Source organism: Bacteroides sp. BFG-606 (assembly GCF_024788145.1).
Lineage (GTDB): Bacteria > Bacteroidota > Bacteroidia > Bacteroidales > Bacteroidaceae > Bacteroides > Bacteroides vicugnae.
On sequence record NZ_JANUIL010000001.1, the window covers coordinates 5,718,034 to 5,732,383 of the forward strand.

Annotated in this window: 15 protein-coding genes and 1 pseudogene; 4 read left to right on the forward strand and 12 right to left on the reverse strand. The window is 40.9% G+C overall.

Features of this window, described 5'->3' with window-relative positions:
* Positions 1 to 7: 7 nt before the first annotated feature.
* The 4 genes from NXV01_RS22125 to NXV01_RS22140 all read right to left on the reverse strand — a co-directional run bounded on the left by NXV01_RS22125 (position 8) and on the right by NXV01_RS22140 (position 3,045).
* Positions 8 to 1,057, reverse strand: a complete 1,050-nt coding sequence (locus NXV01_RS22125; protein ID WP_195649413.1) for an outer membrane beta-barrel protein — start codon at positions 1,055 to 1,057, stop codon at positions 8 to 10.
* Positions 1,041 to 1,592 carry an RNA polymerase sigma factor gene (locus NXV01_RS22130; protein ID WP_004300758.1) on the reverse strand — a complete coding sequence of 184 codons (552 nt, stop codon included), beginning with the start codon at positions 1,590 to 1,592 and terminating at the stop codon, positions 1,041 to 1,043. Before NXV01_RS22130 ends, NXV01_RS22125 begins: the two co-directional genes overlap by 17 nt.
* Before the next feature lie 219 nt (positions 1,593 to 1,811).
* Entirely contained in the window at positions 1,812 to 2,660 is an 849-nt protein-coding gene (gene nadC, locus NXV01_RS22135) for a carboxylating nicotinate-nucleotide diphosphorylase (RefSeq protein WP_004314515.1), read from the reverse strand.
* On the reverse strand, positions 2,653 to 3,045 hold the full coding sequence (locus NXV01_RS22140) for a DUF4783 domain-containing protein (RefSeq protein WP_148364809.1): 393 nt from the start codon (positions 3,043 to 3,045) through the stop codon (positions 2,653 to 2,655). Before NXV01_RS22140 ends, nadC begins: the two co-directional genes overlap by 8 nt.
* A 127-nt stretch (positions 3,046 to 3,172) precedes the next feature.
* Between NXV01_RS22140 and rlmH the strand changes: the two genes are divergently transcribed.
* Positions 3,173 to 3,646, forward strand: a complete 474-nt coding sequence (gene rlmH / locus NXV01_RS22145) for a 23S rRNA (pseudouridine(1915)-N(3))-methyltransferase RlmH (RefSeq protein ID WP_074559125.1) — start codon at positions 3,173 to 3,175, stop codon at positions 3,644 to 3,646.
* 19 nt (positions 3,647 to 3,665) lie between these two features.
* On the opposite strand, the pseudogene NXV01_RS22150 reads toward rlmH, so the two are convergent.
* The 6 genes and pseudogenes from NXV01_RS22150 to NXV01_RS22175 form a co-directional block, all read right to left on the reverse strand.
* Positions 3,666 to 4,264, reverse strand: a pseudogene (locus NXV01_RS22150) (nucleotidyl transferase AbiEii/AbiGii toxin family protein).
* Complete coding sequence (locus NXV01_RS22155) at positions 4,219 to 4,518, reverse strand: DUF6922 domain-containing protein (RefSeq protein WP_004311349.1); 300 nt, start codon at positions 4,516 to 4,518, stop codon at positions 4,219 to 4,221. Before NXV01_RS22155 ends, NXV01_RS22150 begins: the two are co-directional and overlap by 46 nt.
* Positions 4,519 to 4,595: 77 nt before the next feature.
* Positions 4,596 to 5,237, reverse strand: a complete 642-nt coding sequence (locus NXV01_RS22160) for an HD domain-containing protein (RefSeq protein ID WP_148364808.1) — start codon at positions 5,235 to 5,237, stop codon at positions 4,596 to 4,598.
* 37 nt (positions 5,238 to 5,274) lie between these two features.
* The gene (gene queF / locus NXV01_RS22165) at positions 5,275 to 5,730 is read right to left on the reverse strand and encodes a preQ(1) synthase (protein ID WP_004304260.1); all 456 of its coding nucleotides are present in this window, start codon (positions 5,728 to 5,730) and stop codon (positions 5,275 to 5,277) included.
* 579 nt (positions 5,731 to 6,309) lie between these two features.
* Entirely contained in the window at positions 6,310 to 6,969 is a 660-nt protein-coding gene (gene queC, locus NXV01_RS22170; RefSeq protein WP_148364807.1) for a 7-cyano-7-deazaguanine synthase QueC, read from the reverse strand.
* Positions 6,970 to 6,977: 8 nt separating this feature from the next.
* On the reverse strand, positions 6,978 to 7,658 hold the full coding sequence (locus NXV01_RS22175; RefSeq protein ID WP_148364806.1) for a queuosine precursor transporter: 681 nt from the start codon (positions 7,656 to 7,658) through the stop codon (positions 6,978 to 6,980).
* Between the two features lie 729 nt (positions 7,659 to 8,387).
* Between NXV01_RS22175 and NXV01_RS22180 the strand changes: the two genes are divergently transcribed.
* Positions 8,388 to 9,230 carry a DNA-directed RNA polymerase subunit alpha C-terminal domain-containing protein gene (locus NXV01_RS22180; RefSeq protein ID WP_217721148.1) on the forward strand — a complete coding sequence of 281 codons (843 nt, stop codon included), beginning with the start codon at positions 8,388 to 8,390 and terminating at the stop codon, positions 9,228 to 9,230.
* A 402-nt stretch (positions 9,231 to 9,632) separates the two neighbouring features.
* Here NXV01_RS22180 and NXV01_RS22185 read toward each other — a convergent pair whose 3' ends face one another.
* On the reverse strand, positions 9,633 to 10,139 hold the full coding sequence (locus NXV01_RS22185; protein WP_074559099.1) for an RNA polymerase sigma factor: 507 nt from the start codon (positions 10,137 to 10,139) through the stop codon (positions 9,633 to 9,635).
* Positions 10,140 to 10,302: 163 nt separating this feature from the next.
* On the opposite strand from NXV01_RS22185, the gene NXV01_RS22190 reads away from it, so the two are divergent.
* Complete coding sequence (locus NXV01_RS22190; protein ID WP_074559100.1) at positions 10,303 to 11,592, forward strand: DcaP family trimeric outer membrane transporter; 1,290 nt, start codon at positions 10,303 to 10,305, stop codon at positions 11,590 to 11,592.
* Positions 11,593 to 11,675: 83 nt separating this feature from the next.
* Here NXV01_RS22190 and NXV01_RS22195 read toward each other — a convergent pair whose 3' ends face one another.
* A complete protein-coding gene (locus NXV01_RS22195) occupies positions 11,676 to 13,103 on the reverse strand; it encodes an OmpP1/FadL family transporter (protein WP_234132799.1) in 1,428 nt (475 codons plus the stop codon).
* 208 nt (positions 13,104 to 13,311) lie between these two features.
* Between NXV01_RS22195 and NXV01_RS22200 the strand changes: the two genes are divergently transcribed.
* Positions 13,312 to 14,313: a 2-hydroxyacid dehydrogenase gene (locus NXV01_RS22200; protein WP_195649410.1), complete on the forward strand. Its 1,002-nt coding sequence runs from the start codon at positions 13,312 to 13,314 to the stop codon at positions 14,311 to 14,313.
* The last annotated feature ends 37 nt before the right edge of the window (positions 14,314 to 14,350 follow it).

Sequence of the window (14,350 nt, forward strand, 5' to 3'; positions counted from 1 at the left end):
ATAAGGATTAATACGTCATGCGAAGTCCGCAAAGTAAATTAAAATTAGTCGGCCGTTTCGTTCGTACCGTAGCCAATTTCGAATCTGTCTTGAAATGATGCGAAACTCCGGGTTCGGCAAAAACAGCAAGTCGGTCATTAATCTTATAGTTGATTCCAATACCGGCAGTCACTGCCAGCTGGATAGGTTCTTCTTTAAAACTGTTGTCCGGTGCACCGGCAATACATTTATCGGCTATTCCTCCCACAGTAGCATAAAGGTCAACTTTCTTCGTATCTACCAACGTCACGTTCACTTTAACGGGGATCCCCAGATAGTGCAAGTGCTGCCCTGCAGAACGGAGGTTCGAATAGAGCAGTCCGGTTTCTATGCCGAGAAAATCGTTCAACTTACGTTCTACCGTCACCCCTGCGGAAACCGGCATTTTATAAGTACCGTTATCTGCCGGAAGTGCTGTACCCACTTGAACTTTCATCGCCCAGCGATGCTTTTTCACTGCTTTGGGTTGAACCATATTGACATTCGACTGTTCTTCCGGAGCGACAGATGACTCTGTATTACCGTTTGTTGCCTGCCAATAACCATTATGCCCCTGATTACCATATTGGTTGCCATTTCCCGTAGAAGTAGTGGAAGAAAAAGAAAACGACATGGAGAAAGTGATAGAAAGAGAATCTTCTTCCTCTGTATATTGCGACAGCATACCGTAAGATTTCGGAGCCGGTTTCGGCAACACCGGTTCTACCGGCAGCGGTAACTGATTGACGCGTATTCCATCTCCATCCATCTGTCCTCCATTCGTCACGGCTATCTTTGTAAATGCTTCTTCCATATCTTCCTTTGGAGAGAAATACAAGAAAGTAGCCGACGAGGCTGCCAAAACGAGCAATACAGATGCCGCAGCCGCCACACGGAAGAGCAGAATCCGGCGACGATGCTGGCAAGCCACAGGAATTTCCTGCGAGAGCTCTTCCCAAAAGCCATCCCGTACACTCATCCCGGCATCAGCGAGACGTGTGCGAAACAGATCGGTTATTTCATCATTTTCTTTCTTCATGATTCCTATACTCTTTAATTCTTTTTGCTAACAAATATTTGGCCCGGTGCAACTGCGAAGTAGATGAATGCTCTTTAATGTGAAGCATCTTGGCTATCTCCTTGTGCGATTTCTCTTCAAACACATAAAGGTTGAAAACGGTTCGGCAACCATCCGGCAATTCGGCAATAAAAGCCATCAACTGCTCTTCGGAGATTCCAGCCCCTCCTCCCGAATCCGATATATCCGGTATATCGGGAAGCTGCTCTTCATGCACTACCAACTGACTGACTCGTTTCTCCCGTCGCAGGAAATCGAGTGATTGAGTGACCATCACCCGGGTGATCCATGTACAGAGTGAAGACTCACCCCGGAACGAGAAGTTGGTAAAAATCTTGATGAAACCGTCATGCAGTACATCGTGCGCCGCATCCATATCGCCCGTATAGCGGAAACATACCGCCAGCATCTGTTTGGAATAGAGGGTGTAAAGTTCCTTTCGGGCTGAATCCTTTCCTGCCCGACAGCCCTTTATCAGTTCTATCTCGTTTTCCAAAGTCAATTACTTTTTTTAAAATCGAACGTATGTCTGCGTCGTTTGCTTATTAGACGCGAGAGTTTGAGGAATGCTGCAAGGAATATTGCTAAAAGAAGTTAAAGAATACGATTCACCACAGAGGACACAGAGTACACAGAGGAACAATGATAGGAAATTCTTCCTATAAAATAAATTTAAATCCTCTGTGTACTCTGTGTCCTCTGTGGTGAAAAAAAATCAGCACGCTTTGAAACTCATATCCAGTCCTTTCACTGAATGAGTCAAAGCTCCTACAGAGATGAAGTCTACGCCACATTCGGCATAGTCGCGGAGCGTATCAAAGGTGATACCACCCGAAGATTCAGTTTCGTATTTACCTGCCACCATCTCTACTGCTTTCTTCGTCATTTCGGGAGTGAAGTTATCAAACATGATACGGTCTACTCCACCGAGATCAAGAACTTGCTGCAGTTCGTCGAAGCTGCGGACTTCTATTTCTATTTTCAGGTCTTTGCCTTTTTCCTTGCAATATTCTTTGGCACGGGTGATGGCTTTGTCGATACCTCCGGCAAAGTCCACATGATTGTCTTTCAGAAGAATCATGTCGAACAGACCAATACGATGGTTTACTCCGCCACCGATTTTCACTGCCATTTTTTCAAGGATACGCATACCGGGAGTTGTCTTGCGGGTGTCAAGCACACGGGTATTTGTGCCTTCCAACACCTTTGCATATTTACGGGTCATTGTTGCAATACCGCTCATACGCTGCATCACGTTCAACATCAGGCGTTCGGTTTGAAGCAAAGATTGCACTTTTCCTTCCACTACCATTGCTACGTCACCCGGTTTCACTTCTGTTCCGTCATTGATAAACACTTCCACTTTCATGGTAGGATCGAAACGGTTGAAGATTTCTTTAGCAACTTCGATGCCAGCCAACACACCGGCTTCTTTGATAAGCAATTTTGATTTTCCCATTGCCGTAGCGGGAATACATGAAAGGGTGGTATGATCACCATCACCTATATCTTCTGCAAAAGCAAGATCGATCAACTTGTCGATCAGTTCTTTTTCCTTATTCATTGATCTTGTCAATTCTTATTTGATGTATTAAATATTGATTCTGCACTTTCTTCAGGAAACAGTTCACACGAAAGTTCCCATTAGTAGTAGCCAACGTACCGATAACGAAACTTGATTCATCCCGTTTTCCCTGATGGTTCACGTTAAATCCGCTGACTTTATTCTTCGTAAAGAATTCCTGCATGGTAGCTGTTGCTTTCTGTTTGTCAACGTTTGTCGAGCGACCTTGGAGCACCAAGTTTACCTTGTCCCCCATATACTTACTCAGCTCTTGCGAGCTTCCTCTTTTAAATGCCGTTATCACTCCTGCCGGTATCTCCTGCGCCATCAGCAACGAGAGAGAAAGAAGCAAAGCGGTCATTCCTGCAAGCACTCGTTTTTTCATAAATACAAGCTTTTAAGTTGAAGTTTAAAGCTTTAAACTTTCAACTAATGATAGGCAAAGGTAAGCATTAATTGCAGAATAACATAAAAAATGCCTATTTTTGTGCAATAATCAGAATTGTAAACGTATGAAAACAACCCTGCTCGTCGTAGGACGAACCGTAGAACAACACTATATAACTGCGATCAACGACTATATCCAGCGTACTAAACGCTATATCACTTTCGATATGGAAGTGATCCCCGAACTGAAAAACACCAAGAGCCTTTCAATGGAAGTGCAGAAAGAAAAGGAAGGGGAACTGATACTGAAAGCTCTTCAACCGGGCGACGTGGTGGTATTGCTCGATGAGCACGGAAAAGAAATGCGTTCTCTGGAGTTCGCCGAATATATGAAGCGGAAAATGAACACGGTCAACAAACGACTGGTATTCATTATCGGAGGGCCTTATGGCTTTTCTGAAAAAGTTTATCAAGTGGCACACGAAAAGATTTCAATGTCCAAGATGACTTTCTCACATCAGATGATCCGGCTGATATTCGTTGAGCAGATTTATCGGGCGATGACTATATTGAATGGAGGGCCGTATCATCATGAATAGTAACTTATCTCATATACTATTATAAACGAGACAAAATAGACTTTTTAATTTCGTCCCAAGATACATCCACAAACATATAAGGCATTGGCTCCTCCTCCGCATCTTCAAAATAAGCTAAACTTTTCATAGCCATAAAAGAAGATGAGTCAGGATATTTTTGAGAATAGAAATCCAACAGATTTTTCAATGAATACTTTTTCAACAAAAAGTATTCATTGAAAAATCTGTTTTAGTACCTCTCCCTTCAATAGCAGTAATTTTCATTGCCGCAATATCTCTAGGACTTGCCAAACGTATCCCATCTTTATATACGACATCATCAAGCCAAGGATAAGTATAGTTCACGATATCTATTTTAACCTCATTCAATACGTAAATGTGTATATTCTTAGAATCATTTAAGATAGTCAGTGTCCCAAGTGTTCGCAAAGCTTCCTTCAAATCTTGAGAATCTACATTAATCTGACCAAAAAAATCCAAATCGACCGACTTTCGATGTCCTAATTGCAAAGCTAATGCAGTACCACCGACTAGACGAGTATTACAAAGTACAGGTAACTGTTGCAACTGTTTTAAAAGTTCCAGTGTTGTGGATTCGACCGTTGATAAGTGTAACATCTAAATTGTTCTTTAGGAGTTTGTGAAATGGCAGAAAGATAAGCTAAAGCCCGAGGCTCCAATTCACGAAACCCTTTAGCTATTTCGACGATTCTCCCAAGTCCATAATATTGTTTTACAATATTCCAATCTTGCAACATACCATATTCAAGCACTCTCTTTATTATATATTGTGAATGCTTCTCCATATCCAAATCATCTTTATTGACATCCCAAAAAAGATATGTTGAAAATCGAGTAATATATTCTTCCATTATCTATCGTATTGCAATCCTTAATATGACAAAGATAAAAATAAAAAATGAATCGAACGCAAGCTAATAGCTATATTTCACAAAACTGTATTATTCTCTTCTTCATAGATTTTATTAAAAACTCTACAAAGTTTTTTTTCATCCGCAATTAGTTGACGAAGTTCTGCCAACCGTCCGGCATTATCCGATTGGGATATCCACAACTTCAGATACCCTCCTTCTGCATATTTTTCAGTAAGATGTTTCCGAAAACGGGCGTATTGCTCTTCTTTATCCATCTCCGGATAATGAGACAGCCCATATTGTACGGTACGACGTAAAGTGACTTCGGGATCAATAATTCGGTCAGCCTCGGCAACAATCATCCCATAGATTGTTCTGGGAGCCTGTTTATTAGAAGCCCGATGATCTTCTATCGCCTCTTTCATCTGCAACAGCTGCTCATCCGTAAACCAACGCCGCAAAGTTTCGTCCGCTAGCAACACTTTGCCGGAGGTTATATGATGAAATTCACGTCCTTCGTATAATCCCAGGTCATGATAAGCAGCAATGACATAAACCATCGAATAATCGACTTCATAATGTGCCGCTAATTTCAGACTTTCCTCCATAACCTTTTCTACATGGTCTATTTGATGCGCTTTATCAAAGTTAGCGTATTGAGGGATAATACTTTGCCGAACATAGTTTTGCAATTCAACAGGCACATGATGAGTCATATTCGATATTTTTAGCAAGTGAATTCCTTTATTTTTATTATTCCCGATTCATCAAACGATGTTCTGCCATCTGTTCGAACTTTGTTCCCGGACGACCATAATTGGCATACGGATAAATGGAAATACCACCGCGAGGAGTAAATATCCCGGTTACTTCTATGTATTTGGGATTCATCAACCGGATAAGGTCTTTCATGATGATATTCACACAATCTTCATGAAAGGCTCCATGACTGCGGAAACTGAAAAGATAGAGTTTCAAACTCTTGCTTTCCACCATTTTTATATCAGGAATGTAGCTGATACGTATTTCGGCAAAGTCCGGCTGTCCGGTAATAGGACACAGACTTGTGAACTCCGGGCAGTTGAAACGTACCCAGTAATCATTTTCAGGATGCTTATTATCAAAGGCTTCCAGTACTTCAGGAGCATAATCTTGCTTATACTCGGTTTTTCTTCCTAACAAGGAAAGTTGGTCTTTTAATTCAGTCATTGCACTCGTTAACTACAACCTCTACCCTAAACAAAAAAATGCATTTCCTCTTTCACCTATCACCGTCCAGTCTCAAACGCTTTATTCATCGAGGTTTCAGTGGTGAAAGATTCATTTTACAACCTATCACCGCATCTATCACCTATCACCATCAACTCTTAGCCCACGTTTGCTTTCTCCTCATCTTACTTGTTACGGTGAGTTTCATTGCCTGAAACAATGTGTTTCCCGTGCTGAAACAAAGTGTTTCATTACTTGGAACAAACTGTTTCAAGCCTTGAAACTATAGTTTCAAGCGTTAGAAACTTTAGTTTCCTACCGTTGAAACTCTAGTTTCTCACCGATGAAACAACAGTTTCATGCTGTTGAAACTAATCTAAGCCTATACGTTCCGGATAGAAGCTACTACCATTTATTAATTAGAACGTACCGGTGACGGCAAGTAGTGACAGCAAAATATCAAAATTAGCTGCTGTCACTACTTGCTGTCACAGACCAGACATTTCATAATCAAACACTTACCTACAACAATGTGACAGATGACAACAAAAAATGCATTTTAATCTCTATGTAGAGATATTATTGATTCTTACTTTTTAAATATTTCTCCAATCCCTCCCGACGTAGTGTACAAGCCGGACAGTGCCCACAACCATCTCCCTGAACGCCATTATAGCAAGTCAGAGTCTCGGTGCGAATCAGTTCCAGCACTCCCAGTTCGTCGGCCAATGCCCATGTTTCTGCCTTATCAATCCACATCAAAGGGGTATGAATCACAAATTGTTCATCCATAGCCAGATTGAGAGTTACATTAAGAGACTTAATAAAGGCATCACGGCAATCGGGATAACCGCTGAAATCCGTTTGAGAAACTCCCGTTACCAAATGATTAATACCACGTTCACGGGCATATACCGCTGCGATACTTAGAAAAAACAGATTACGTCCCGGAACAAAGGTATTGGGAACGCTATCTACTGGTTTTTCCTGATCCATCACCATCGTAGTATCGGTCAATGAATTGTGACCTAACTGTCCGATAAAGGAAACATCCATCACATCAAATTCCACTTCTGCTTTCCGGGCTATCTCCCGTGCAAGTTCCACCTCTTTCTGATGCTTCTGACCATACAGGAAACTCAAAGCATATACTTTCTTAAAGTTGCGTTTTGCCCAAAACAAACAAGTAGTAGAGTCCTGTCCACCGCTAAACACAACCAATGCTGCTTCTCTATTCATATTCTATCTTAAATATCTTTGATTTTCAACACATTATAGGAGATATCGGTATCATACACATCACTACCGTCTACCTTCTTAATGGCTTTCACTACACGGATTGTCACCGGAAGGATCATAACTTCATACATGGATTTCAGCACAATCTGAATCCCCATCATGATAAGCAGTTCTTTCCAAGCAATGATTCCGCCAAAAGCTACCGGGAAGAAAATCAGTGAATCGGCAGTCTCACCTACTACAGTAGACCAGATGGCACGGGCCGAAAAGTTACGTCCCTGACTGGCTACTTTCATCTTACTCATCACATACGCATTGAGAAATGAGCCTACCAGAAAAGCCATCAGACTGGCAGCCACGATACGAGGCGCCATGCCGAATACAAAATCAAAATGTTCTTCACCCTCCCAGAAAGGAGCAGCCGGAATGGCAACAGCTATCAACCCAAGAGCAACCACGAAGAAGTTCATGGCAAAACCGCTCCAAATGATGAGCCGCGCTTTCTTGAATCCCCAAACTTCGGCGATACAATCATTAATAATATAAGAAATAGGAAAAACTAATAATCCGGCTGTCACGGTCAGACTACCCACCTGGATTACTTTTGTTTCAAGAAGATTGGCTGCAATGAGACAGACATTAAACAGAATGCCCAGCAGCATAAAGGGTACAGATACTTTCTCTTTCATTATTCCTGTTTTTTACGTGGTGTTCTAGAATACACGACCGCTATTCACGGCATCATACTTTATTTTTATCTTTCGGGGGCAAAGGTATAAGAAAAAAGCGAGAGGGCAAAAAGAAAAGAACAACATTTTAAACACCTATCTTTTTCTACTCATACTATAATCGTTTTGAAATAAGTCAAGTCATAAAAAAACAGGCACGGATTACACGGATTTCACGGTTTTAAGAGATTGGATAGACTATTAAAAACCGTGTTAATCCGCGTAATCCGTGCCTAAAATATATTCCTTATCGTACCATTTAAAGTAATTTTTGGTGCAGTTGTCCGGCTTGTTCATCTGCAACAGTATATAAAAGTGTCCCAACTTATTTTTTAGCGATTACTTATTTTCTATGAGATTGACAAAAAACGACCTTTTCATATCCTTTCTTCTCGAAAAAATATTTATATTTGCAGCGAGGATTGGACCATTATTGACAGCCAATCTTCATGTTTTAGGACATTTAATTTATCTTATTAGAAAAGTCGCGTTTTCGAAACAGAAATCAAAATTAGATGTCCGCACTGAACTTATATCCAAATTAAGACATATAAGTACAGGTGCGGGCATACTATATTCGATTTCTGTGGGCTCGCGCGACTGCCTCTAGTAAGGAATATATGTATCGTCCGTGCCTCTTATTTTATTATAATCCGGCTGCGGCGCATACACTAAAAAAACAAATGAGGTATGACAACAAAACAATGGATTGGCATTGAAGAAGCCGCAGAGAAGTATCAAGTATCTATCAGACGTATCAATACGTGGTGCAAAAGACAGGAAATTACTTTCACAGAAATTGACCATTACCTGATGCTGGATGAAAACAGTTTGCTGGAATGTATCGAACGAAACACACAGCTTGCCCTTACAAATGAAGAGTTTGAACGACGCAAAGAAAAACTCATAAGAGAAAACGAAGAAAATCTATTTATTCTCCAATCATTAGCGCCACTAACCCCAATGATGCGTCTGATAATAAAAGAACTTGCCGGAATGATTCAAAATGAAAACAGAAGACGCATGTTCCTGTTTGTCACACTGGAAGGTAATTTCAAAAAATATGCAGAAGAATCCTGCCAAGATTTCTTTTATATTCGAAGAGAGTTTCAGATACTTATTCGGGATATTCAATCCCGAATCGGATTTCTAAAGACATACAAAGACGAAATGACGTATCTCAAAGCGGCACTGCGACTATACGAAATGAACTTCGGCAGAAATCTATTCAGCAAGAATAGTTTAGAAAAGGAAAGTCCGGCAGCCCGGGAAAAGAAAAATGCCATCCACCTGCTCAATACTCCTATTCGTGACTTTGAGTTTGACCCAAGATCAAGTCGGGTGCTAGGCGAAAACGGTGTACAGACACTTCGGGATTTATTAAAAATCACCTATAAATACGGATGGAATAGAATAAATAAACTACCGAACATTGGTCCGACCTCACTAAATAAGTTAATCAACCGACTGAAACAGTTGAATATCCTTGATGATGAAGAAGGGTGCTATCTCTATAAATATTTGGATGAATGAAAACAATCATGAAATTTCCCTAACATCGAAATCCTTTTAGTCGCTCTGTTGTTCTAAGTGCATATTTAATCAAAAAATATATATCATGGAACATCAAGTCTTCTTATCGGTTACTACGGTGGGAAGACTGTTTTTTTAACTATTTCGGAGAGCGAAAATATAAAATTGTTTTATCTTTGAAAAAAGAAAGCTTCAACAAGCTCCAGTTGTTCGGAGTTTCCGAACAGCTAAGGCGATATCTATGCTACTGCTGTGGATTTATCCCTATGTTGAAGATAGTATTAAAACGTTGATGGACGGCATTCAGCAGAAAATAAATAAGCCTCCCCATCAGTCGTCGTATTCTGACAGGAAGGCTCATCACTTTGACCTTAAAACACATCACTCAATCAGGCACCTGCATCAGGAAGAAAAATCTTTCAGTTCCTCTTTCAACCGCTTACGGATGAAAAACAAACGGCTCTTTACCGTTCCCATCGGCAATCCTAATTTTTCGGCAATTTCTCGATACTTAAATCCGGCAACAAACATCTGAAAAGGAACTTTCATTTCTTCCGGTATGGAATGTATCACCCGATACAGTTGTTTCATATCATACGTAAACTCAAACCTGTCGGCATCTTCATCCTCGATCAAATGTTGCTGATTGATAGAATAACTGTCATCAATCAGATTCATTTCGCGAACTGTACGACGATAGTTATTGACAAAAATATTACGCATAAGCGTATACATCCATCCTTTCAGATTCTTACTATATGTAAACTTTTCACGATTATCCAGTGCCTGCAACACACAGTCCTGAACCAAATCATTGGCAGAGTCACGATCTGCCGTCAATTTATATGCGAAGCGATGCAAATCCGGTTGTATCGCCAATATTCCTTTAGTAAAATCCACTTTTTCCATCATCGTATTTCTTTTATCTAATTAGTACGATACAAAGATCCGCTTTTTTAGAATCATTATAAATAGCAATTCTTCCGATTAGTTTGGCTATTTTTCCTTTGCCCCTCTCAACCATTTCTTTTTTTAGTTGTTCATTGGGCATTCACCTAAAACTTAACTGATAATGAGAACAAGCTTTAAAATGGTAGCCATGCTACTGGGGATAGGAATTTTTCCCCTCTGTGCTCATGCACAAAAGAAAGTAATCATCGAAGATGAAGAACCCAATTCCATCATGTTTGTTTCGAAGAACAAAGCAGGAGATGAAATCATCCGAATCATGAACGACCGTTCGCAGATGCGTTTCCACGACCCGAATGCTCCCCGCTTCCTGCTCACCGACCAGAAAGGGAAATTTGCCCTGGGCATCGGAGGATATGTCCGTGCAACGGCAGAGTATGACTTTAACGGTATCGTAAATGATGTCGATTTCTATCCGGCATTGATTCCACAACGCGGAAGCGGCAATTTTGCCAAGAATCAATTCCAGATGGACATCACCACTTCTACCCTATTCCTCAAACTGGTAGGACGTACGAAACATCTGGGAGACTTCGTTGTCTACACAGCCGGAAACTTCCGGGGTGACGGAAAAACCTTTGAATTGCAGAACGCTTATGCGCAATTCCTCGGTTTCACGATCGGATACAGCTACGGTTCGTTCATGGACCTCTCCGCACTGCCTCCTACCATCGACTTTGCAGGTCCTAACGGGTCGGCATTTTACCGCACCACGCAATTGAGTTATATGTACGATAAGTTGAAAAACTGGAAATTCGGTGTTTCAATGGAAATGCCTTCAGTAGACGGTACAACCAACAATGACTTGTCTATCAACACCCAACGGATGCCGGACTTCGCCACTTCCGTACAGTATAACTGGAATAGTAGCAGTCACGTTAAATTAGGTGCTATTGTCCGTAGTATGACTTACTCAAGTAACGTACATGAGAAAGCCTATTCCGCCACCGGATTCGGGTTGCAAGCATCTACAACATTCAATATTACCAAGAAATTACAAGCATTCGGACAGTTTAATTATGGAAAAGGTATCGGATCTTACCTGAACGATTTAAGTAATCTGAACGTAGATATCGTTCCCGATCCTGATAATGAGGGAAAAATGCAGGTTCTCCCGATGCTGGGATGGTATGCAGGGTTGCAATATAACCTTTGTCCGAGCATCTTTATATCCGGCACATATAGTTTATCCAGACTTTATTCTGAAAACGGATATCCAAGTGAAAATCCGGAATCCTATCGGAAAGGACAGTATTTAGTGGCTAATGCTTTCTGGAATGTAAGCAGTAACCTGCAAGTGGGCGTAGAATATTTAAGAGGATGGCGTACTGATTTCAGTTCTTCAACCCGCCACGCCAACCGGTTGAATATGCTGGTACAGTATTCTTTCTAAACTAACATAGAACAGTAAAACAAAAAAGCCGTCTCGAACATGGTGTCGAGACGGCTTTTCTATACATATAAAGGATTAGAAATCTAGAACTTATAGTTCACACTCACACCAAATACTTTATTGGTACGGCTATAAACGTCTTTATCAATAGATGCACCTAATCCACGTACATTTTCTTTAGTGTAATCACTATACGTAGTCCAGAAATAAGCAACATCAAGGCTCAATGCCTGCGTGAAATTAATACGGCCTCCGAAACCAACTGAATAAGAATCACAAGAAAAACTTGTATCTGATTGGAAAGCATCGCTCAATCCGTAGTCTGTTTTCTGATAACCTCCACTGACTGTGAACAGTTTATTGATATCCCATTCGACACCCGCCAAGTACTCGTGTGTACCATGTTTCAGTGTTTTCTGCTTACCATCCGCCATACCGGCATTCTTATCATCAAAAAAGTGATATTCTACCGAAGCTCTCAATGATGGCAAAAATTCATAACTTGCTGCTACAGAAAGCATAGAAGGAAGGTCGCTCGGCGTGTTCACACCATTCGCATAAGGTGCCATAAAATCCGCAGCTGCATCCGGAAACTCACGTGTATGCGTATCATTTTCAATATTCATATTAGCCTTAAATTCGTACTTCGCTGCCAAATTCAACTTTCCGAATTTAGCATCTACGCCGATAATAGGTGTCAATCCCCAACCTGTCTGGTCACAATCAAGCTCAATCTTTGTATCATCCAGTTTTTGAAGCAAAGGACCCGATTGCGCCTGCGCTGCCAGAGTTGCTTGTTCCAAACTCATATCAGGATTAGCAGCCATGATTTTTTGTACTATGGCAGCACCCAACTGTTGAGCCACACCCTCTTTCAGACTAATATTCAAATGCCCCTTATATCCACCAGTAAAATAATTCATACGTGCACCAGCAAAAACAGAGAAGTGTTCATTAATCTTATAACTTGCTCCTAACTGAAAACCATAGATGTACTGACGACCTTCCATAGCCGAATTAATATTGTACATATTAGGTTTCAACATTCCTCCACTCGCAGAATTTGCCAAACTAATAGCAGCGGCATCAAACATAGGCAAGCCTGTGTTGAAAGAAGCTTTTCCACCGCCACCCACAATGGCAAAGCTACCGGAAAACGCCCAGTCACCTTTCTTATATACAGCATGTATGGAAGGAATAACGGGAGCAGAAGCCGTCCCTTCATAATTACGCACAGTAGTCTGTCCGTCCATGGTCCATAAAGGACTTGTTGCAGCAATATCACGGGTCTGATATGCACTTTGAATAGTAAGTGCTACTTGAAGACCATCTTTGGGAAGAAATGCCAGTCCGGCAGGATTACTATAAACTCCATCAACATCGATGGAAGCGCCGCGGGCTATCATGCGTAAGAAAGCAGCATTCTGATTCGTATTGGTTAGATAATCTCCGGCAAAAGTTGGAATTGAAACGATCAACATTGCAAGACCAATCAACGAAATTTTTCTCATCTAAATCTTTTTTAAAATTATTTCGGCGCAAAGATATAATAATATTGCACAGGGAGCACACATTTGTGCATTTATTTTCATATATCCGCCATTTTAATTGAAAAATCAAACTGTTTCTAATGAAACAATCTGTTTTTCGAATGATGGATTGATTAAACAAATTCACCTGCTCCAACGTTTAATATTATATAATTTATAGAATAATATTATGGCCTATACAATTGCATTTTTCGGCACAAAGCCTTATGATGAGTCCTCTTTCAATGACAAAAACAAAGAGTTCGGGTTTGAGATACGCTACTACAAAGGGCATCTGAATAAAAACAACGTACTACTGACACAAGGAGTAGATGCTGTCTGTATCTTTGTGAACGACGTTGCCGACGCAGAAGTAATCCGTGTGATGGCAGCCAACGGAGTAAAACTATTGGCACTACGCTGTGCCGGATTTAATAATGTAGATTTAGATGCTGCCGCCGCTGCCGGAATTACCGTAGTACGGGTTCCTGCCTACTCTCCTTATGCCGTTGCAGAGTACACCGTAGCTCTTATGTTATCGCTAAACCGGAAAATTCCCCGTGCTTCCTGGCGTACCAAAGACGGCAATTTCTCCCTGCACGGTCTGATGGGATTCGACATGCACGGAAAAACTGCAGGCATCATCGGCACAGGAAAAATAGCGAAAATACTGATTCACATCTTAAAAGGGTTTGGAATGAACGTATTGGCTTACGACCTCTATCCGGACCATAACTTCGCCCGTGAAGAACAAATAGTTTATACTTCATTGGACGAACTATATCACAATTCGGATATCATCTCCTTACATTGTCCGCTCACCGAAGCGACCAAATACCTGATTAATGACTACTCTATCAGCAAAATGAAAGACGGAGTAATGATTATCAATACCGGCCGTGGACAGCTGATTCATACCAACGCACTGATCGAAGGATTGAAGAACAAAAAAATAGGTTCTGCAGGACTGGACGTATATGAGGAAGAAAGTGAATACTTCTACGAAGATCAATCCGACCGTATTATCGACGATGATGTACTTGCCCGTTTGCTTTCATTCAACAATGTGATCGTCACTTCTCATCAAGCTTTTTTCACACATGAAGCGATGGAGAATATTGCTGCGACCACCCTGCAAAACATAAAAGATTTTATCAAACATAAGCCTTTGCTAAATGAAGTGAAGAAATAAAACTTTTAAGCTCCTTTCTTTGTTTACAAAACATATA

Coding starts and splice junctions, on each gene's coding strand:
- NXV01_RS22125 (WP_195649413.1), bottom strand. CDS start 1,057: ATGAAGAAAGAAAATGATGAAATAACCGATCTGTTTCGCACACGTCTC.
- nadC (WP_004314515.1), bottom strand. CDS start 2,660: ATGAATAAGGAAAAAGAACTGATCGACAAGTTGATCGATCTTGCTTTT.
- NXV01_RS22140 (WP_148364809.1), bottom strand. CDS start 3,045: ATGAAAAAACGAGTGCTTGCAGGAATGACCGCTTTGCTTCTTTCTCTC.
- rlmH (WP_074559125.1), top strand. CDS start 3,173: ATGAAAACAACCCTGCTCGTCGTAGGACGAACCGTAGAACAACACTAT.
- NXV01_RS22155 (WP_004311349.1), bottom strand. CDS start 4,518: ATGGAAGAATATATTACTCGATTTTCAACATATCTTTTTTGGGATGTC.
- NXV01_RS22160 (WP_148364808.1), bottom strand. CDS start 5,237: ATGACTCATCATGTGCCTGTTGAATTGCAAAACTATGTTCGGCAAAGT.
- queF (WP_004304260.1), bottom strand. CDS start 5,730: ATGACTGAATTAAAAGACCAACTTTCCTTGTTAGGAAGAAAAACCGAG.
- queC (WP_148364807.1), bottom strand. CDS start 6,969: ATGAATAGAGAAGCAGCATTGGTTGTGTTTAGCGGTGGACAGGACTCT.
- NXV01_RS22175 (WP_148364806.1), bottom strand. CDS start 7,658: ATGAAAGAGAAAGTATCTGTACCCTTTATGCTGCTGGGCATTCTGTTT.
- NXV01_RS22180 (WP_217721148.1), top strand. CDS start 8,388: ATGACAACAAAACAATGGATTGGCATTGAAGAAGCCGCAGAGAAGTAT.
- NXV01_RS22185 (WP_074559099.1), bottom strand. CDS start 10,139: ATGGAAAAAGTGGATTTTACTAAAGGAATATTGGCGATACAACCGGAT.
- NXV01_RS22190 (WP_074559100.1), top strand. CDS start 10,303: ATGAGAACAAGCTTTAAAATGGTAGCCATGCTACTGGGGATAGGAATT.
- NXV01_RS22195 (WP_234132799.1), bottom strand. CDS start 13,103: ATGAGAAAAATTTCGTTGATTGGTCTTGCAATGTTGATCGTTTCAATT.
- NXV01_RS22200 (WP_195649410.1), top strand. CDS start 13,312: ATGGCCTATACAATTGCATTTTTCGGCACAAAGCCTTATGATGAGTCC.